Origin of the sequence: Phyllobacterium endophyticum (assembly GCF_003010935.1) — a bacterium.
Lineage (GTDB): Bacteria > Pseudomonadota > Alphaproteobacteria > Rhizobiales > Rhizobiaceae > Phyllobacterium > Phyllobacterium endophyticum.
Genome location: NZ_PGGN01000002.1, coordinates 467127 through 486935 on the forward strand (window position 1 = coordinate 467127; position 19809 = coordinate 486935).

22 protein-coding genes are annotated in these 19809 nt (G+C 55.9%); 12 read left to right on the forward strand and 10 right to left on the reverse strand.

The window, feature by feature from the left end:
• Positions 1–63 precede the first annotated feature (63 nt).
• Positions 64–2991 (reverse strand): Rne/Rng family ribonuclease, encoded by a 2928-nt coding sequence (locus CU100_RS10355; protein ID WP_106716504.1) that lies wholly within the window; start codon positions 2989–2991, stop codon positions 64–66.
• A gap of 706 nt (positions 2992–3697) precedes the next feature.
• Between CU100_RS10355 and CU100_RS10365 the strand changes: the two genes are divergently transcribed.
• Positions 3698–4903, forward strand: coding sequence for an N-acetylmuramoyl-L-alanine amidase (locus CU100_RS10365; RefSeq protein ID WP_407070328.1), 1206 nt, complete (start codon positions 3698–3700; stop codon positions 4901–4903).
• Between the two features lie 317 nt (positions 4904–5220).
• On the forward strand, positions 5221–5346 hold the full coding sequence (locus CU100_RS27480) for a hypothetical protein (RefSeq protein WP_280951594.1): 126 nt from the start codon (positions 5221–5223) through the stop codon (positions 5344–5346).
• A gap of 35 nt (positions 5347–5381) precedes the next feature.
• Here CU100_RS27480 and CU100_RS10375 read toward each other — a convergent pair whose 3' ends face one another.
• Entirely contained in the window at positions 5382–6914 is a 1533-nt protein-coding gene (locus tag CU100_RS10375; RefSeq protein WP_106716508.1) for an acyl-CoA carboxylase subunit beta, read from the reverse strand.
• A gap of 136 nt (positions 6915–7050) precedes the next feature.
• Positions 7051–7491, reverse strand: coding sequence for a VOC family protein (locus CU100_RS10380; RefSeq protein WP_106716509.1), 441 nt, complete (start codon positions 7489–7491; stop codon positions 7051–7053).
• A 268-nt stretch (positions 7492–7759) separates the two neighbouring features.
• On the opposite strand from CU100_RS10380, the gene CU100_RS10385 reads away from it, so the two are divergent.
• From CU100_RS10385 to CU100_RS10410, 5 genes are all read left to right on the forward strand, one after another.
• The gene (locus CU100_RS10385) at positions 7760–8341 is read left to right on the forward strand and encodes a cold-shock protein (RefSeq protein WP_106717215.1); all 582 of its coding nucleotides are present in this window, start codon (positions 7760–7762) and stop codon (positions 8339–8341) included.
• 161 nt (positions 8342–8502) lie between these two features.
• On the forward strand, positions 8503–8979 hold the full coding sequence (locus tag CU100_RS10390; RefSeq protein ID WP_106717216.1) for a DUF192 domain-containing protein: 477 nt from the start codon (positions 8503–8505) through the stop codon (positions 8977–8979).
• 12 nt (positions 8980–8991) lie between these two features.
• Positions 8992–9747 carry an alpha/beta fold hydrolase gene (locus tag CU100_RS10395; RefSeq protein WP_106716510.1) on the forward strand — a complete coding sequence of 252 codons (756 nt, stop codon included), beginning with the start codon at positions 8992–8994 and terminating at the stop codon, positions 9745–9747.
• A gap of 285 nt (positions 9748–10032) precedes the next feature.
• A complete protein-coding gene (gene cysE / locus CU100_RS10405; protein ID WP_106716511.1) occupies positions 10033–10857 on the forward strand; it encodes a serine O-acetyltransferase in 825 nt (274 codons plus the stop codon).
• Between the two features lie 109 nt (positions 10858–10966).
• Positions 10967–11173, forward strand: a complete 207-nt coding sequence (locus tag CU100_RS10410) for a DUF3126 family protein (protein WP_106716512.1) — start codon at positions 10967–10969, stop codon at positions 11171–11173.
• A gap of 33 nt (positions 11174–11206) precedes the next feature.
• On the opposite strand, the gene CU100_RS10415 is transcribed toward CU100_RS10410, so the two are convergent.
• Complete coding sequence (locus tag CU100_RS10415; RefSeq protein ID WP_106716513.1) at positions 11207–11932, reverse strand: hypothetical protein; 726 nt, start codon at positions 11930–11932, stop codon at positions 11207–11209.
• A gap of 132 nt (positions 11933–12064) precedes the next feature.
• Here CU100_RS10415 and CU100_RS10420 point away from each other — a divergent pair, with 132 nt between their 5' ends.
• Positions 12065–12592: a gamma carbonic anhydrase family protein gene (locus CU100_RS10420; RefSeq protein ID WP_106716514.1), complete on the forward strand. Its 528-nt coding sequence runs from the start codon at positions 12065–12067 to the stop codon at positions 12590–12592.
• A gap of 51 nt (positions 12593–12643) precedes the next feature.
• Here the strand turns inward: CU100_RS10420 and CU100_RS10425 are convergent, their stop codons facing one another.
• The 3 genes from CU100_RS10425 to CU100_RS10435 all read right to left on the reverse strand — a co-directional run bounded on the left by CU100_RS10425 (position 12644) and on the right by CU100_RS10435 (position 14904).
• Positions 12644–13240 (reverse strand): transglutaminase-like cysteine peptidase, encoded by a 597-nt coding sequence (locus CU100_RS10425; RefSeq protein WP_106716515.1) that lies wholly within the window; start codon positions 13238–13240, stop codon positions 12644–12646.
• Between the two features lie 314 nt (positions 13241–13554).
• Positions 13555–14163, reverse strand: coding sequence for a PilZ domain-containing protein (locus CU100_RS10430; protein ID WP_106716516.1), 609 nt, complete (start codon positions 14161–14163; stop codon positions 13555–13557).
• Positions 14164–14271: 108 nt separating this feature from the next.
• Positions 14272–14904: a PAS domain-containing protein gene (locus CU100_RS10435; protein WP_106716517.1), complete on the reverse strand. Its 633-nt coding sequence runs from the start codon at positions 14902–14904 to the stop codon at positions 14272–14274.
• Between the two features lie 308 nt (positions 14905–15212).
• On the opposite strand from CU100_RS10435, the gene CU100_RS10440 reads away from it, so the two are divergent.
• Entirely contained in the window at positions 15213–15947 is a 735-nt protein-coding gene (locus CU100_RS10440; protein ID WP_106716518.1) for a rhomboid family intramembrane serine protease, read from the forward strand.
• A gap of 106 nt (positions 15948–16053) precedes the next feature.
• The gene (locus CU100_RS10445; protein ID WP_106716519.1) at positions 16054–16485 is read left to right on the forward strand and encodes a CBS domain-containing protein; all 432 of its coding nucleotides are present in this window, start codon (positions 16054–16056) and stop codon (positions 16483–16485) included.
• A gap of 6 nt (positions 16486–16491) precedes the next feature.
• On the opposite strand, the gene CU100_RS10450 is transcribed toward CU100_RS10445, so the two are convergent.
• The 3 genes from CU100_RS10450 to folE all read right to left on the reverse strand — a co-directional run bounded on the left by CU100_RS10450 (position 16492) and on the right by folE (position 18642).
• A complete protein-coding gene (locus tag CU100_RS10450) occupies positions 16492–17460 on the reverse strand; it encodes a patatin family protein (protein ID WP_183635449.1) in 969 nt (322 codons plus the stop codon).
• Positions 17461–17579: 119 nt separating this feature from the next.
• A complete protein-coding gene (gene hisI / locus CU100_RS10455) occupies positions 17580–17999 on the reverse strand; it encodes a phosphoribosyl-AMP cyclohydrolase (protein ID WP_106716520.1) in 420 nt (139 codons plus the stop codon).
• Between the two features lie 16 nt (positions 18000–18015).
• The gene (folE, locus tag CU100_RS10460; RefSeq protein WP_106716521.1) at positions 18016–18642 is read right to left on the reverse strand and encodes a GTP cyclohydrolase I FolE; all 627 of its coding nucleotides are present in this window, start codon (positions 18640–18642) and stop codon (positions 18016–18018) included.
• A 268-nt stretch (positions 18643–18910) separates the two neighbouring features.
• Between folE and CU100_RS10465 the strand changes: the two genes are divergently transcribed.
• A complete protein-coding gene (locus CU100_RS10465) occupies positions 18911–19357 on the forward strand; it encodes an iron-sulfur cluster assembly scaffold protein (protein ID WP_106716522.1) in 447 nt (148 codons plus the stop codon).
• 3 nt (positions 19358–19360) lie between these two features.
• Positions 19361–19714, forward strand: coding sequence for a membrane protein insertion efficiency factor YidD (yidD, locus tag CU100_RS10470; RefSeq protein ID WP_106716523.1), 354 nt, complete (start codon positions 19361–19363; stop codon positions 19712–19714).
• Positions 19715–19809 lie beyond the last annotated feature (95 nt).

Genomic DNA, 19809 nt, shown 5'->3' on the forward strand with positions numbered 1-19809 from the left:
GCCATAAAGAAGAACCGGCAGTGATGCCGGTTCTTCAACTCATTTAGTCAGTACTTGCGGATATCAGAAGAAGCCCTTCTTCTGCCACCAGCCCCGCTTGGGTGCTGGCTCGCCTTCCGTTTTCTTTTCCCTGGCACTGGTGGACGTGACGACGGGTTTGCTGTCCTCGACCTTCTTTGGCTCAGGCGCTGCGGCCATTTCCGGCTCAGCGGGTGCTTCGACGTCTGGCGGCGTAACTTCCGCAACGGAACTCGCTTCCTCTGCGATTGCAGGGGCTTCTTCCGCGACCGCCGCCGTATTCTTCGGCTTGCGCGGTGCGCGTTTCGGCTTTGCGGGCTTTTCAGCCTCTGTCAGCACCTCGGCCACCGCCGATACGGCGGCTTCGATTGCTGCCTTGGCGCGGGACCGGCGCTTTACCCGCTTCTTGGCAAGAGCTTCTTCGGCTGCTGCAGGTTCCTCGGCAGCAATCGTGTCGGCGGTCACCGGCACAGAAGCGACTTCCGCTGCATCAGCTACCGCTTCAACGGTTTTTGGCGCCGAGAAGTCGGGCAGGGGAATCGATACAAAAACAGGCTCCGCATCCGGCACGGTTTTCGCCGGCACGCGATTTTCCGCGTCGTCACCATCCTCGAAGCGCTTGTTCTTGCGCCCGCCGCGGCGGCCCCGACGACGCTTCTTGCGCCGCTCGTTTTCTTCTTCGCGCGCCTTGGCAGCGGCGGCATCTTCGCCTTCGACCGCCGGCTGATCGGCATCATCATCATCGCTTACGGATTGCTGGCCTTGCTCGGCGCCGGCCGCTTCCTGGCGATCACGACCGCCACGCCGCCGCCGCTTGCGCTTGCGCTTGCGGGACGCGTCGTCATTATCGACGCTTCTCGTGCTGTCGCCCGTCTTCGCCTCGGAGATATCGTCCTCGATTTCATCGATTTCCGGATCGGATTCATCGAAGTCATCGGCTATACCGACCGGCGGCATCTCGGTGAGCGGAACAATCGGGCCAAGGGCTATCGAACCCTTGTCGATGGCGAAGTGCTGTGCACCCACGCTGTCATCAGCTTCGATGCTGATCGTCAGGCCAAAACGCGTTTCCAGATCGGCAAGATTCTGGCGTTTATGGTTGAGAACGTAGAGCGCTGTCGCAACAGTCGTACGAACGATAATGTTGTTCTGCGAATGGCGGAGCAGATATTCCTCGATCGACCGCATGACATGCAATGCCACCGACGAAGCGGAGCGGACGTGCCCTGTACCGCCGCAGACGGCGCAAACCTGGGTCGTGCTTTCCAGAACACTGGCCCGGATGCGCTGGCGAGACATTTCGAGCAGGCCGAAATGCGATATGCGGCCAACCTGGATACGGGCGCGATCATCCTTCAGACAATCTTTCATCCGCTTTTCGACCGCACGATTGTTGCGGTTCTCTTCCATGTCGATGAAATCGATGACGATCAGACCAGCAAGATCGCGCAGACGCAATTGACGTGCGATCTCATCCGCTGCTTCCAGATTCGTCTGTAACGCGGTGTCTTCAATCGAATGTTCGCGCGTCGACCGGCCGGAATTGACGTCGATCGCGACCAGCGCTTCGGTCTGGTTTATAATGATGTAGCCGCCGGACTTCAGGGTCACCTGTGGCTGCAACATGCGATCGAGCTGTGCCTCGATGCCGTTTCGCGCGAAAATCGGCGTCATTTCCCGGTAGGGCTGGACGACCTTGGCGTGGCTCGGCATGAGCATGCGCATGAAGTCCTTCGCCTCACGATAACCATTCTCGCCGGCAACGAGGATCTCGGTGATGTCCTTGTTGTAGAGATCACGGATCGAACGCTTGATCAGGCTGCCTTCCTCATAAACGAGGGTTGGAGCCGTCGAGGCAAGCGTAAGGCTGCGGACATTCTCCCACAGCCGCATCAGATATTCATAGTCACGCTTGACTTCGGGCTTGGTGCGGTTGGCACCGGCGGTGCGCAGGATCACGCCCATGCCTTTGGGGACTTCCAAATCCTTGACGATATCCTTCAGGCGCTTGCGATCCTGTATGCTGGTGATCTTGCGCGAAATGCCACCACCGCGTGCGGTGTTCGGCATAAGGACAGAGTAGCGCCCCGCAAGTGACAGATAGGTGGTGAGGGCTGCACCCTTGTTGCCGCGCTCCTCCTTGACGACCTGAACCAGCAAGATTTGCCGGCGCTTGATGACGTCCTGAATGTTGTATTGGCGGCGCTGGAAACGCTGGTGAGTTGGAACCTCTTCCATTGCATCTTCGGCGCCCACCGACTCGACTTCATCGAGTTCGTCGTGAACGTCGTCTTTATCTTCGTGCTTGCGGCTCCTCGACCGTCGCGAATGGCCTTCGCCGAGATCGTCCGAAGCTGGCCTTTCAGCATCGCCTTCGACATCATCGTCGTCGCCGATCGTGACGGCTTCCGAGATCACGTCTGCATCGATGGCAGCGGCTATCGTCTGGTTACCGCCTTCAGGGGCAGAATCGTCGTCACTCGATTCGTGACCCGAGGACTGCGCGGAGCTTTCGCCCTCGTCGTCGGAAGTGGCGACGTCCTCGTCCGAAGCATCGAGCTTCGAGGCATCGCCTTCCTGGCGCGGGCTGCGGCGACCGCGACGGCGACTGCGCGTTCCACGATCATTGCGGTCACGGCTACGCTGCTCGCTGGCGTTCTCTTCGTGATCTTCGTCCTGGCTGGCCGCTTCGGCCTCGGCATCTATGAGCGCCTGCCTGTCGGCAACCGGGATCTGGTAGTAATCCGGGTGGATTTCACTGAAAGCGAGAAACCCATGGCGATTGCCGCCATATTCAACGAATGCGGCCTGAAGGGAGGGTTCTACGCGCGTGACACGCGCCAGATAGATATTGCCCTTGATTTGTTTCTTGTGTTCAGATTCAAAGTCGAATTCTTCAATTCGATTGCCGCGAACCACAACAACTCGTGTTTCCTCCTGGTGGGAGGCGTCGATTAGCATTTTGTCCGACATTATACTTCTTCTCCCCGGCCGAAATGCCGCCAACGCGAGACAGCCAGAAGACCCTGAAGGTTTCTGGCGCCGCGTCGTCACATTTGCCGGATATATTTAAGTTCGCAGAAACAGACAGGCACGGCGACGCGCGGAGTTGCCCTCGGGCAGCCGCGGCTTGCAAGCCGGTTATATCAAAGCCTGTAACAAACATTCCTGTTCCTGACGAAACGACCTCTACGAATGGCACGCTTTTCTGCTGTGCCGACACTGTTAAAAACCCCCGGGAGGGCTGGCTGATGCGCCTTGTCTGCGCGCTCTGCCGTTCACAAAAAGCGTTGCCGACAATCCCTGTCGGCTCGCGCCAAATTCTTTTTGGCTACCCTCAGCGAATTTCGCCTTTGCCGCTCCATGTCGCTGTCTTCATTGTCAGCCGGTCATTTGCCGTGACATCAAAGAGCCTGATTCTGGAGGGCGGAAAAGTAACCCACCTTTGCTTTTAGGAGGTGTGCCGCCTTATGACAAGGCCTTCTTCATAATCGTGTCATCGGCGCATCACACACAAGGTTCCGTAAGGTAATATTAACCATGGTTCCTTACCTGTTGATTACAGATAGTGTGTTGCGGGCAGGGTTCCAATGTCGACCACGTCTGCTACAAGAGCAGGTAGGGGGATTGCCTGCCTTTCAGCAGGCCAAGTGAGATGAATGTGACCTATCGATTATTCATTGCTGCCGTCCTTGGCTTTCTCGTTTTCATACAGGCGGGTACACCTTCTCGCGCGGCCGATGAGCTGGCGGCGCTGACGTATCAGGCTGCGGGAGATGAGCTGCGTACGCGCATCGTCATCAATTTCGACCGCGAACCTGACATATCGACGATGCTCCTGGATCAGCCCCACAGGCTGGCGATCGATCTTCCGAAGGCAGTGTTTGCCTTTGATAAGAAATCCGTTGAGCCGCGCGGCCTGATCACCGATGTTCGCTACGGGCTTATGGACGACCAGCGCTCGCGTCTCATCTTTACACTCAAGGGACCCTTTGTTGTCGAGCAACTCAATGTCATCAAGAATGACAATAGTCCAGGTTACCGGTTGGTGGCGGATTTCGTCGCATCCTCGGACCGCGCGTTTGCGGAAGCCCTGAAGACACAGAGTGCGACCACTGCTTCTACGGATGCCGCTCCCAAGGGCGACCGGCTGGCGCTCGCAGCGCCGGACGAGGCGAGCAAGGGACCGAAGCCATTTACCGTCGTGATCGATCCCGGTCACGGCGGAATAGACAGCGGTGCAGAAAGCACCAGCGGCGTCATGGAAAAGAACGTGACGTTGATGTTCGCACAGCAATTGCGGGACGAGCTCGCCAAGCGGCCGGGCCTGCGGGTGGAGATGACGCGCAGTGACGATTCTTTCCTGCGACTTTCCGAACGGGTCCGGGTAGCGCGCCAGCACGAGGCGAACCTTTTCATTTCCATTCATGCCGATACGATCAATCGCGGCACTATACGCGGCGCAACGGTCTACACGGTCTCCGACAAGGCGTCCGACGCGGAATCCCGGGCCATGGCCGACCGCGAGAACCGTGCCGATGCCGTCGCAGGCATCGCATATGACAACGAGACACCGGAGATTGCCGACATCCTCATGGATCTGACGCGGCGTGAAACCCACACGTTCTCCTTGAGCTTTGCCAAAACAGTGGTGAAGTCTCTGAAGAAAGACGTCAACATGATCAACAATCCGCACCGTTTCGCCGGATTTCAGGTCTTGCGTGCGCCAGATGTGCCGTCGGTTCTGGTGGAAATCGGCTACCTCTCGAATGCTGAAGATGAGAAATTAATGCTCGATCCCGCGTGGCGAAGCCATGTGGCGGAGAGACTAGCATCAGCAATCGGCGAGTTTGCAAACACGAAAACTGCCGGTGCGCTTAATTAAACCGTAATATTATGTCAAACCATCGAAGCGGCACGCATCGATATTGCGTTGCACCATGGTGATCCGCAACAAGCCGTAGTTTTGCGATTCTCCCGTTACCGCCGGGCAAACGCGTTCAAATGCAAGTCAAAATCAGATACAAATAGTGATTTGTTAAATCGGTTTAGGTTACCTATATAGTGTGCAGTGCAACGGAATAAAACCCGGGCCACTACAAGGATTGCTCGCGTAAAGAGCGGTTTTTAATGGAGGGTGTTGAAAGAATGATAACAATAACCAAAGATACCTCATCATCAAACGAAACAAATGTATTGAAGATGGCACAATTGACTAAGGCCGGTGCTCTCGCGCAGGTTGCCAAGAAGCTGAGCGAGCCTTGCGACAAGCGCACGATTTCCCAGATTTTGCGGGAATCCAACGGAGGCTTCAGCTTCCGCCGCTGAACCTTTCAAACAACCCGGCAAAATGAACCCGGGCTTTAGAGCGGGATATTATCGTGCTTCTTCCAGGGATTTTCGAGATCCTTGTTCCGTAACATGCGCAGTGCCCTTGAGATCCGCTTGCGGGTCGAATGGGGCATGATCACTTCATCGACGTAACCACGCTCTGCAGCGACGAATGGTGAAAGAAAACGGTCCTCGTAGCGCTTTGTATGCGCTGCGATCTTTTCCGCGTCGCCTATATCCTTGCGATAGATAATTTCGACGGCCCCCTTGGCTCCCATAACGGCGATCTGAGCCGACGGCCAGGCATAATTGATATCGCCACGCAAATGCTTGGATGCCATGACGTCATAGGCACCACCATATGCCTTGCGCGTGATGAGGGTGATCTTCGGTACAGTCGCTTCAGCGTAGGCAAAGAGCAGTTTGGCGCCGTGCTTGATCAAGCCGCCATATTCCTGTGCCGTGCCCGGGAGAAAACCTGGAACGTCGACAAAGGTAACGATCGGGATATTGAAGCAATCACAGAAGCGGACGAAGCGCGCCGCCTTGCGGGAGGCGTCGCTGTCGAGAACACCCGCGAGGACCGTAGGCTGATTTCCGACGATGCCCACCGTGCTGCCTTCGATACGGCCAAACCCGACAACGATGTTCTTCGCAAAATTCTCCTGGATTTCAAAAAAATCCGCCTCGTCGACCGTCTTGCGGATGAGTTCCTTGATGTCATAGGGCTTGTTGGCATTGTCCGGCACCAGCCGATCCAGTGAAAAGTCCATTTCGTCGGTAGCCTGGTAGCACTCGACCACCGGAATCGCGGCTGTATTGGACGCAGGCAGGAAATCGATCAGCCGCCGCATCTGCAAGAGAGCAGCGACGTCGTTCTCATAGGCTCCGTCGGCAATGGATGACTTGGTGGTGTGAATTGACGCGCCACCGAGCTGCTCTGCCGTCACAGTTTCGTTTGTCACTGTCTTTACCACGTCCGGCCCGGTGACGAACATATAGGATGTATCGCGCACCATGAAGATGAAGTCCGTCATGGCAGGCGAATAAACGTCGCCGCCGGCACATGGACCCATGATGACCGAGATTTGCGGGATCACGCCGGATGCAAGCACATTGCGCTGAAAGATTTCAGCGTAGCCGCCTAGAGCCGCGACGCCCTCCTGAATGCGCGCACCGCCGGCATCGTAGAGCCCGATGACCGGCGCGCGGTTGCGCAAGGCCATATCCTGGATCTTTTGAACCTTTTCGGCGTGGGCCTCAGAAAGTGAACCGCCAAAAACCGTGAAATCCTTGGCGAAGAGGAAAACCGTCCGGCCGTTGATGGTGCCCCAACCGGTGACGACGCCATCCCCGGCGAACTTGGTCGCTTCCATGCCGAAGTCTGTCGAGCGGTGCTCGACGAACATGTCGAACTCCTCGAATGAGCCTTCATCCAGGAAGATGTCGATACGTTCGCGCGCCGTAAGCTTGCCACGCTTGTGCTGCGCCTCGATCCGCGCCTTGCCGCCACCCTCACGCGCGATATTCCTGCGGCGTTCAAGCTCGATCAGCACATCCTTCATGGCATCCTCCTCATTGGGTCATTTCTGATATCAGGAGAGGAGAATGCTTTAAAGGAGTTTGTCTCGCGTAACCCGATTGCCAATTTGGCGGCGAGCCGGGATACGCGCTCAGGTTGTGCTCCGTGAGCCGAGTTTTCTACCAGGTGCCGGTATTCGGCATCGACAGCCAAGGCTCTTGCGGTGGCAGCGCCGGGCCCTTTTGGATCAGCTCGATGGAAATGCCATCAGGCGAGCGAATGAAGGCCATGTTGCCATCACGCGGCGGCCGGTTGATGACTACTCCCTTGTCGGCGAGGCTCCTGCAGGTGTCGTAGATATTGTCGACGACATAGGCGAGGTGACCGAAATTGCGGCCACCGCTATATTCTTCCGGATCCCAGTTATAGGTCAATTCGAGCTCCGGAGCCCGTTCCGCGGCCGATCTTGCCTTATCTTCCGGTGCTGCCAGGAAGATAAGCGTGAAGCGGCCCTTTTCATTTTCGGTGCGGCGAACCTCCTCCAGACCAAACTTGTTGCAGTAGAACTCCAGTGACTCATCGATGTCACGGACACGGACCATTGTGTGAAGATAGCGCATCTTTTGCCTTTGATTTCTTCCATCGGTTGAAAGTCGACGGCCACCGGCGATGTTGCACGCGTTTGAACGCCGTCCCGCTTTTCGTAACACTTCCTGTTTAGCTCCACAAACTTGTGATGTAGGTACGGAAACATCGTTGAGGATAAACACGCGTTTTACGTGTGGTTTTCACGAAAACTCGCAGATGATACTTGCTCTTGGGCGATGGACGGGTGTTATTCTTCAAGCAGAGAATCAGTACCGCGCAGGAGAGGAGGGGCTTCGCTTCATGTCTGACAGACCAGTTTCAGCCCAGCAGTCCCCCGCCAATGAAGGCTTGAGCGACGGTCTGGACCTAATCGAGGTTTCGGGCGCGATAAAATGGTTTGATGTAGCCAAGGGATACGGTTTCATCGTTCCGGACAATTCCGATCTTCCTGACATCCTTCTGCACGTAACCTGTCTGCGCCGGGACGGCTTTCAAACCGCACTGGAAGGAGCCCGTGTCGTCTGCGAGGTCAAACAGGGCGAGCGTGGCATGCAGTGCTTTCGCGTCAAATCCATGGACAACGCGACCGCGGTCCATCCTACCGAAATGCCGCCTGTCCGCACGCATGTGACCGTCACTCCATCGAGCGGTCTCGAGCGCGTGCTGGTCAAGTGGTTCAACCGCACCAAAGGCTTCGGTTTCCTTACGCGCGGCGAGGGGACAGAGGATATTTTCATTCACATGGAAACGCTTCGGCACTTCGGCCTGACCGAACTGCGTCCGGGGCAGGTCGTACTGATCCGCTTCGGCCACGGTGAAAAAGGACTGATGGCCTCCGAGATTCATCCCGACATCGGCACGCAGCTGCCATCGTCACACTAGGGTATGTTGATATTCACTCTATGAAGGTCTGCAAACGGCACTTTTCTGTGCTTCCGGTGCTCACTTATTTCAAGTACGCTCCGCTCGCCGCAAGTGCGGCCCAAAAACCACCGTTTTCGCCTCGTCATGATCGCGAATCTCAACGCACCCTGGAGCGATTGATGCATCGCCTGAAATCAGTTTTTGCCATCCTTGTTTTTCTACTGTTTTCAGCGATTCCTGCTCTGGCGCTCGACCAGGCGCCCATGCATCTTCCCATCGACGGCACGGCGCTGACGATCAATAGCGCCAAGGGTGACATCCCATTCGAGGTCGAGATTGCGGATACAGAGGAAGAGCGCGGGCGCGGCCTGATGTTCCGGACAGATCTGAAGGACAATAGCGCAATGCTGTTTGTCTTCGACAAGCCCCGCCTTGTCACAATGTGGATGGAGAACACACCATCTGCACTCGACATGCTCTTTCTCGATGACGATGGCCGTATTTCCGCCATTCGCGAAAATGCAGTGCCCTTTTCCCGATCGATCATTTCGTCCGGCGGGTCGGTGCGGTACGTTGTCGAGGTCAAGGCGGGCACAGCAAAGCGTCTTGGCTTAACACTTGGCGACAAGATACGGCATCCCGCTATTGCTCACTGACGGATTCAAATAATGCAGTTTTTCGGCAATGACGGATTGAACCTCGCTTTTATTGACGAGGGCGAGGGAGAGCCGGTCCTGCTCATCCACGGCTTTGCCTCGTCGTCCTTTTATAATTGGGTGCAACCCGGATGGATGCAGACTTTGACGTCCTCGGGGTACCGCGCCATCGCGATCGACAATCGCGGCCATGGGCTTTCCGACAAGCCGCATGACAGGGTGGTATATACGCCAACGCTCATGGCGGGCGATGCCGCGGCACTGCTTGCCCATCTTGGCATTCCGACAGCGCATGTCATGGGATATTCGATGGGCGCCCGCATCAGCGCATTTCTCGCGCTTGAACATCCCGCATGCGTTCATGACCTTGTCTTCGGCGGCCTCGGCATCGGCATGGTCGAAGGTGCGGGGGATTGGTCACCCATCGCCGAGGCACTGATGTCCGACGATCCGGAGGCGATTACCCATCCGCGCGGCAAAATGTTTCGCATGTTCGCTGACAAGACGAAAAGCGACAAGATCGCCTTGGCGGCTTGCGTTATCACATCCAAGGAAGAGATCAGCGCGCAGAACATGGCGAGAATTACGCAGCCTGCACTGGTAGCTGTGGGCACGAAGGACGATATCGGCGGAAATCCTCATGAACTTGCGGCGCTGATGCCACACGGTGAGGCGATCGATATCCCTGGCCGGGATCATATGCTCGCGGTCGGCGACAAGGTGTTCAAGCAGGCCGTCGTTGACTTTCTCAAGCGCCATCCGCTCTGACATTGGTCGCGGTGAGGCAGTACAGCACGTTTCTGGATTACCCTGCAGGCCAATTACGATCTGGCGCGTGCGATGGAACATGAGCAACCGCCGGTTCGTTCCTTGCAGGACCATGCGGCATGAGCTATGGCAATCTTGAATGACGACGGCTGACGTTCAGTCAAATCAATCGCAAGTTCAAATTTTCTTGCGCGGTCATTCTGGAAATCGACGTGTCAAGTAAACGTTTTTGCCTTATGCTGATCGTCAGCTAAAAGAATGTTGGCCAAATGCCTGGAGTAGGAAATGTCCGCAAGCAATCCGATAAAGATGACCGGATCCGTCAAGCAGATGGACCCGATCTGGCATGCGATCCGCGCGGAAGCCGAAGAGGCCATCCGTAGCGAACCGCTTCTGGCGACATTCCTCTATACGACAATTCTCAACCACCAATCGCTTGAGGAAGCGGTGATACATCGCATTTCCCAACGTCTCGACCACCCGGATGTGGAATCGGAACTGCTGCGCCAGACATTTACGGCGATGGTAGAGGCGGTGCCGTCATGGTCGCAGATCCTGCGCGTCGATATCCAGGCGGTTTACGATCGCGACCCCGCTTGCGACCGGTTTATCGAGCCGGTGCTCTATTTCAAGGGTTTCCAGGCAATTCAGACCCATCGGCTGGCCAATTGGCTCTGGAAGGAAGGGCGGAGAGACTTCGCACTCTATCTGCAAAGCCGTTCCTCCTCGGTTTTCCAGACCGACATTCACCCGCAAGTACCGATGGGCCAGGGTGTGTTCTTCGACCATGCGACTGGCATTGTCGTCGGTATGACCGCTGTCATAGAAGACAATGTCTCGATACTCCAAGGTGTCACCCTCGGCGGCACCGGCAAGGAAACGGGCGACCGGCATCCAAAGATACGTCATGGTGTTCTTATTGGCGCGGGTGCAAACATTCTCGGCAATATAGAGATTGGTCACTGCTCGAAAGTAGCGTCGGGTTCAGTGGTGCTGAAACCTGTTCCTCACAATGTGACGGTGGCCGGTGTTCCTGCCCGAATTGTTGGCGAAACCGGTTGCGCCGAACCCTCGCGCGCCATGGACCAACTGGTAACCAATTTCGAATGAAGGACGGCGAAGCCGTTCTTCTCGCTGCGAGTGGATCGGAAACAACCCTTTACAGGGGTGACTCTCGCGTGGCAAAAGCGCCTGAATTGCACATGACAGGAGAGCTCGCGTGAAACCCGACGAACTGAAGAAACTCGACAGCTATTTCAAGCGGACGTTCAGAAACACGGAGCTCACTGTTAAGGCTCGTCCACGCAAGGATGACTCGGCCGAACTTTATCTGGGGGATGAATTTCTTGGCCTGATATACAAGGACGAGGACGAGGGTGAACTCTCCTATAACTTCTCCATGGCCATCCTTGAGATGGATCTCTAAAGTTGATGGATTGGCGTGACGCCCATCGAAGCGTCACTTCGGCCCTTTGAGACGGGCGCCGGCAAATGCCCGAACCTGCCGATCCAAATTTTGCCAGTCCGCCAGCATTTCCCTTGGAAAGCGATAGGTTACCTGCAAATCGTCACCGACGAATATATCCCGCTGGCATGATGCCAGACTGTCTTTCGACGATACTTGGTCGAGACAGCGCGCCACGAATGGCGCGCGCCCTTCCTGTTCCGGCGCAATCAGCAGCTCCTCGTCGATAAAGCCGCTGTCAGTGCGAAACTTCTGTACGGTCAATCCGCTTGGCTCCTTGACGCCGGGTGCCTGCGTGAGCGTGCTATAAATCGGGCCGTACCGCCCTGACATGTCTTCGGAGGTGGCTTTGGGTTCAAAGGTCAAGAATAGCAGGCGTTTTTCTGACTGCGAACCATTGAAATCGGCCAGGAACTCGGGACGATACCCGAGCATTTCCGGCCAACGCAGATAGAGATAGACACGGTCAGCGACCCCGTCCCGGCGCTGTCTCGCAAACCGGATCATATTCGCCGGAAGCTCAAGAACATTGTTGCCAATGACGATTTCGCGTGGCGTTGCGTCTTCCGTGTGGCCGCCGAGGGAAATGGCGTGACCAAAAAAATGGCCCGCCGCAGTGAGGGCAAGGGATAGAAGGGCGAGCGTGGCGGCGACAAAGAAGGCGCGTTGCACGAACAGACTGCCCATCATCGGTTCGATTTTCGGTAGCTGGGAGTGCATGAGGTTCACCGGTATCAAATCTGTATCAGTATAGATCGGTAACTGCTGATTTATGGTTAACCGCAGTTGAACGTGCCTCGCCAAGTATCCAGCGCTTCGCTAAGCTCGGCAACGAATCCATGGAGCAATTCGATGCCGATATACGCGCTTGACGGACAATCGCCGGAATTCGAGCACCGGACCTCCAACTGGATTGCGCCCGATGCGACGATAGTCGGCAGGATATTCCTGGGCGAACACGCCAATATCTGGTTTGGCGTGGTGCTGCGCGGTGACAACGAGTGGATCCGTATCGGGCGTAACAGCAATGTTCAAGAACATGCGGTCATGCACACCGACATGGGCTATCCACTCACCGTGGGAGAGGGCTGCACGATAGGCCATCGCGCCATGCTCCACGGCTGCACCATCGGCGACAATTCGCTCATCGGCATCGGTGCAATCGTTCTGAATGGCGCCAGGATAGGAAAGAATTCGCTTGTCGGTGCGGGCGCGCTTGTGACGGAACGCAAGGAGTTTCCGGATAATTCGCTGATCGTGGGGTCCCCCGCCAGGGTAGTCCGGACGCTGGACGAGACGTCCATCGCCGGCCTCAGGCTTTCAGCTGCCCATTATGTCGAGAACGGCAAACGCTTTATGCAGGGTTTGAAGATCGACTGACGGCAGTTGCCCGCCCGTAGCCGGGCAGGCGGACTGCTGATACTGCGATAGCTACTTGATGCTGCCGACCAGAAGCTGCCGCTCGTCATTGATGGAAACCCACGCGCCGGTATTATTCGCGGCCTGGCGTTTCAAATAGTCGTAGTTGGTTTCGTTCCATAGCTTTATCCGCGGCTCAAGATTGTCGAGAACGTAATCACCGCGATCAGTGCGGACGGTGAGGACGGCATGGCCTTCGCCGTTCATCTGCCGGACGACCGTTATGAGAAGATCGCTGATTGGCACGCCGCTTTCGTTGAGAAGCTTTCGCTTCAAAAGGACGTAATCTTCGCAATCGCCAACACTCGTGGGATAGGACCAGACTTCTGCCTTGCCCCAGATATCCATGTCGGTCGCAGGCTGGATTTGCGTATTCACCTGATTGTTGATCTGGAGCATGAGATTCCAGATCTTCGGCGTCAGGGCAGCAGGACCGCGGTCGCTACTCCTTATGTTGCACTCGCTTTTGTAGGACTGGCAGAATTCATAATGTCCGATCGGCTGAGACGTGCGCCCACCTGTTTTCATGAATGCGGCGCTCGAATCGGCTTGGGCGGTCATGCACATCAACAAGAAGGCCGCGCCAAGCAATATGGTGTTTCTTATCATTCCCGTCGTCTCCCCGGTTGAGGAGACAATGACAGAGAGAGTTTGATTGAGCGGAAATGCCGAAGAGTAAATATGAATCAAGTTAGTAGCAAAAAATAAACGAATTAGACTACAACTAAGTATTAATATAAGTTATTATTTTATTTAAATGCAATAGATCTCGAGATTTGCGTAGCTGAGTACGATTAATCATTTGTTTCGTTGAATATTGCTTGCTTTAAAGGGGCTTAATGCATTCAAGCAAATTGCGAATGCCGTGCCCGAATTCAGCGGCATTCTCGACAGAAAAAATTCGCAGATATGAAATTCTTTTCTCAGCCTTCGAACGCGATATCGATCGCTTCGCGACTTTGCACCGTTGCGAACTCGATTGCGATGCCTTCTTCGAAGTGGCGAACGACACGACCGCGCATGGATCCGAGCACAACCTGGCTATTCAGGGCAGGGCGCATGCGCAGTTCGACGGCGGCTCCCGATATGGAGAGGTCAAGGATGCGGCAAGGATATTGCCTGCCATCGGCCATTGAAAGGGTCGTGATCGGGTTGCGTGGTGCAATGCGCTGATGACGGCGATCCTCAGGCATGTCCAGTTCATGCTTGTTGGCAAGCCAGGTCAGCTGTGCGGCGATCTTGTTCTTCTTGCGGTCCGAAGCGGCCAGCGCCAGAAGGAACCCGCCATTGACCATGCGCTCTACTGTTCCTTCGACACGGCCTATGTGATCGATATAGGCGATGATCCGCTCGCCATTATTAGCCATCACGTCGGTGGTGATGACCACATCGCCTGGGGACATTTCATCGATCTGGCAAACGTGCTCGGTACGATCAGCCAGCATGAAACGGCCGTAGAGCTGCACCTTCACGCTATGATATTTGCCCGCGGCGGCAAGGTTGGGGCTCGAGACGTCACGGTAGGCTTGCATGAAGGCTGTCCAGATTTTTGGGAATCGACAGAGTCTGATGATCGCAAATTACGCCACAAGTCTTAACGCGAAGGTAATGACAATCTCCAGTTGTCATAACTTACTAACCTAACCGATGATCTTTCCGCCATCGAACACCCGCAAATGCGCGACCTTGCGGCTGATAATTGACTGACTGGCAGCCAAACCTTTTGTTCCGGGAATTTCCGGATCTGCGGCCATTGCACTACTGCTCAGGCTGCGCGACGGGTACCGTGGATCAATGATCGAGATCGACTGAATACGATTTTCGATGATCGCATCGGATTCAAGCCAGAACGGCCTGCCTGGAGACGTAACCATGCCCAATACGTGGCGGTCATTGGCCTCGTTGGCGAGAGGCAGGAGAATCAACTGGAAGAGCGCCTTGCGGCCGCGAGTGGTTCTGCCTTCGAAATTCAGCTGGACGACTGATTTGTTGGTCATGCTGTTTTTGACGAGACGTGCGATATTGCTGCGATCTCTCGTCTGCCAGAGCGAGGCGAAGGCCAAACCTCTCAATTCACGGCCGTAGATTGAGCAAATGCGGGTTCCGGCGAGACGGAAACGCGGTTCGCCATGACCCAGCGCCTGTATGATAAATGTGTCGGCGAGATTTTTCCCGATCGATGCAGGTGCGACTTCCCGGCGCTCGGGCGCGGCCCGCGTGCCCCGTAACCTGTTCCAGTATCCAAAAAGCTCGTTAGTTCCATCATTTCGCATGGGATCGATTTTACTTCCGGTACCAACGGGGAACTCTTGTCACGCCGACTCTGTCACTGACGTCCCACGCGCGCTACCGGCGATATTCGAGTCTCCACCGCCGGTCCCGATTAAGGTTAACAAGTGGTTTCGATTGAGATGCTTCCGGTGGTGTGAGACATTGACCTCACTAGAGTTTGCATGATGAGCTATCCTGAAATTCGAGGCCGCCCAGATCCACTGAGCGGCCTTTTTTTCTGTTCGCCGGGCCTTTGCGCCAAGAGCCGAACAAGATAGCGTTCCGCGAGAGAAACAGGTTACAGGCGACAATGAGCGATCCAGCGGAAATCCGGAACCGTTCCACCAAGGACGAACCGATCTTCAACATTCCGGTTGTGATCCTCGCAATCATGGCCCTGTGCGCTGGTATCTATGTACTTGAAAACTACGTGCTAAGTGACGAGCAAAACAGCGCTTTTCTATGGAATTTCGCCTTTATTCCAGCCCGGTTCTCGGAATATGGCGGTTTCGCCTCACCGGCCGCCTGGCTCACGAGCATAAGCTACTCGCTGCTGCATGGCAGCGTCGCCCACATAGCGCTCAATATGATCTGGCTCGCTGCCTTCGGGTCGCCACTGGCGGCTCGAATAGGCCCGCTGAGGACAAGTCTTTTCTGGATCGTCACATCCATAGCCGCCGCGATGACGCATTTCGCAGTCTATGCAGACAGTGTCGCGCCATTGGTTGGCGCATCGGGTGCTATCTCAGGCATGATGGGCGCAGCCGCACGATTTGGGTTTCGTCGCTCGACCTTGCGCAATTCGGCAGCCTTCGTTGGTGATATCCTACCGATAAATGTGGCACTTCGCATGCGAACTGTCTTGACGTTTCTGGGGGTGTGGTTTGCGACCAACATCCTCACGGGGATGCTATCCGTTGGAGTCGACAGTTCCGCAACAATCGCCTGGGAGGCCCATATCGGCGGCTTCTTCATAGGCTTTTTCGGCATTTCCCTGTTCGACAGACCCGACAATGGTCGAACAGAGCCGGAACTGATGTTATAATTGCAAAGCGGTTGCAATAGCCCGCGCTTACGCGCACCATAACCCGCACCATCGGGGGTACCGAACGGGGTGCGGTGGATGAGGCCAATGTGCAAGGAGGATGTACATGACTGTCAAACAAATTCTCGAACGAAAAGGCTACGACGTATTCAGCACGACGCCGGAAACGACTCTCGGCGATGCGATCACCATCCTTGCAAATCACAAGATCGGCGCAATCGTCGTTTGTGACGGGAATAGTGCCATCAAGGGGATTTTGTCGGAGCGCGACGTTGTAAGGCAGATTGCCGCGCAAGGCGCCGATGCGTTGTGGAAGCCGATTTCTGAAAGCATGACCATGAAGGTCAAGGTCTGCAGCGAAAACCACACGATCAACCAGGTCATGGAAATCATGACCCGGGGCCGGTTTCGCCACCTTCCTGTTGAAAAGGACGGGCGGCTTCACGGCATCGTTTCGATTGGTGACGTCGTCAAACTTCGCATAGAGGAAGTGGAGCGCGAGTCGGAGGAGATCCGCAGCTATATCGCGACGGCTTGAAGAGGATCAAAACACGAGTTTTTGCATGCGCTCAAGCTCGCCGACGCGAGCCATTGTCTCTTCGTAGCCAAGTCTGATCGCCTCGTCAGCCCGGTGGAACTCGGCCAATCCGACATGTCCGATCTTGGGCATCAACATGATGTCGGGCGGATCACCTGCCATGCGGGCACGTGAAATCCGGTCCTGGATGATATTGAACGATTCCATCATGACACCCGTGATACCCAGCCGCTTGGAATAGGACGGCTGCCCGCGCGCGGATTCAGTATCGGACCTGCCGGGCGCCGGGGCTTCGGCCGCATGCTTGATCACGGCAGCACGGCCAAACTGGTCATAGTGCAGATTGACGGCCACAACCAGCGGCTGCTCATAAGACCGGCAGACCGCTACGGGAACCGGATTTACCAGCGCACCGTCAACGAGGGTCCTGCCGTTGCATTCAACGGGTTCAAACACACCGGGCAGCGCATAGGAGGCACGCATGGCTGTTATCAAACTGCCTCGCGTCAGCCAGATTTCGTGACCAGTATTGATCTCGGTACATACTGCGATAAACCGTTTGGGCAGGTCCTCGATTGCCAGCTCTTCAAGATGCTCGCGCAGGCGGCGATCCAGTTTCATGCCGCCGAACAGTCCATTGCCGCGGAAGCGCAGATCCAGCAGGCTGAATATGCCGCGCTTGGTCAGGCTGCGCGCAAAATCCTCTAGCTGATCGAGCTTGCCGCCGAGATAGCAACCACCGACGAGGGCGCCGATCGACGTTCCTGAAATCATAGAAATCTCGATGCCAGCCTCATCAAGTGCACGCAGGACGCCGATATGCGCCCAGCCGCGCGCCGCGCCGCCACCCAGCGCAAGCGCAATCGGTGTTTTGCTGTCTCGGGGCTTTTCCGGCGTGATTACTGGCACATCCGGAGTGTTATCTATACCGATTGGTTCCGCCGCACGCATCCGGCGCGATGCCCATTCGAGCATGGCACTTTCTCCTGAACACTACTTTCACATTATCCCTCGGATTGGTATTCAAAGGATAAATATCGCGTAATTATGACCTCTTCGCCAACCGACGAAATAGGATTACGTATTCCGGATTTCTAATCCTGCAACTCCAGGATCAATGAAGATGTTCCGCCTGCCGTGACGACTTTGCGGTAAAAGCAGGAGTTGCGGCCCGTATGGCAGGTGGGGCCCTCGCCGGCGACGCTTACCTTCAACCAAAGGGCATCCTGGTCACAGTCGGTGCGCATTTCCAAGACGGTCTGCATATTTCCGGAAGTCTCCCCTTTTTTCCAGAGAGACTTTCGCGATCGCGACCAATAATGGGCGATGCCGGTTTCCAGCGTGAGTTTCAGTGCCTCGCTGTTCATGTAAGCGACCATCAACAATTGATTGTCCCTGGCGTCCGTGACCACGGCGGTCAACAGGCCCGAGGCATCGAACCGCGGTGCAAACACCACCCCTTCTTCGACGTCGTGTTTATCGGGCAGGGACGCGGTGAACAGTTCGTTGGGCATTTGAGTGTTTTTCGCTTTAACGGCCTCTGACCAATGTCATGAACCGGACCTGTTCGTTGACTTCGGTCTTGAACGAACCAGTGAACGTTGTCGTGGTTGTAACGGAACCCGACTTGCGGATGCCACGCATGGCCATGCACATGTGCTCGGCTTCGATCATGACTGCCACGCCGCGCGGGCGCAACGAATCCTGAATTGCCGCTGCGATCTGGGCGGTCATACTCTCCTGCGTCTGCAGGCGGTGGGCGAAAATATCCACGACACGCGCGATTTTCGACAGGCCAACGACCTTCTCCCCGTCGGGCAAATAGGCGACATGCGCCTTGCCGATTATGGGCACCATGTGATGTTCGCAGTGTGAGAAGAAAGGAATGTCCTGGATGAGGATCATGTCCTCGTATCCGGCAACCTCCTCGAAGGTGCGGCCAAGCACGTCCGCCGGATCCTGCGCGTATCCGGAAAACAGTTCCTTATAAGTGTTTGCCACGCGCTGCGGCGTGTCCAGCAAACCCTCGCGGTCGGGATTGTCACCTGCCCACAAGAGCAAGGTGCGAACTGCTGCTTCGGCTTCTTCCTGGGTGGGACGTCGAGTAATATCCTGCTTGCCAGTTGAGGACTGCAAGACTTTAATTATAGCATCCATCGCGATCTCCCGTAGCCGCCCTCTGAGGAGCGACGAGTTAAACGGCAATACACGATAGTCGCTCCACTGGAACGGACGGTGTATTGAATTTCGGGCAAGATAGCATTCGCTGCCCAATCGACACAGCAACCAGCCGTAGAAATTTAGTCGTACGACTTTGTGCTTGTGTGCTCCAATACTATATAGATAACGAATGCAGGATTCATAGGGTCAAAGCGATGCATAATGACGCGTTTGCGATGAACAGTGTGTCGGGGAATGGGCGAGCATGATCAACGACGTCTACAATGCACGAATTCTGGATTTCGCCGGCAATATACAGCGGCTCGGCCGTCTGGAACGACCGGAGGCGACAGCAACAGCACATTCCAAGCTGTGCGGCTCCACTGTCACAGTCGACTTGAGGATGGAGAACGGCGTCGTTTCCGATTTTGCTCATGACGTCAAAGCATGTGCTTTGGGCCAGGCTTCGTCCTCGATCATGGCTCGGCATGTCATCGGAGCATCCGCGCAGGAGTTGCGCGACGTTCGCAACGTGATGTTCAAGATGCTGAAGGAAAACGGAGCTCCGCCCGAGGGCAGGTTCGAGGACCTGAAGTTCCTCGAGCCCGTGCGCGACTACAAGGCGCGCCACAACTCCACCATGCTGACCTTCGATGCGGTGGTGGATTGCCTCGATCAGATCGAGAAGAAAAGCGCCGAAGCTGCGGCCTGAGCGATGTATGAGCCACCAGCCGATAATTCGCCGCGGAAATATTCGCGTAACTGGCAAGGAAAATGGCCGAAAACGCCGGGACGATTGTTGGGGACCGGACTGATCCGGCTATATCAACTGACCTTGTCCGGTTTCATTGGTAATTCCTGCCGCCATATTCCAACCTGCTCGGAATACACGTATGAATCCGTCGCCCGGCATGGCCTGTGGACCGGAACGTGGATGGGAATATTCCGGTTTGTCCGTTGCGGGCCCGGCGGCACCCACGGTCTGGACCCTGTGCCAACGGCGCTGGACAGCCGCTTCGTCTGGTACATGCCATGGCGCTATTGGCGCCTTCATCACCCCCGGTCTTGATGTATTTCGCCACGCTATGGGCCTTTACGCCAGGCGAAACAGCATTTAGAAGTGCGCCCGCCGGAGCGGTTCCGGCTAGACCACCCGCGATCGTT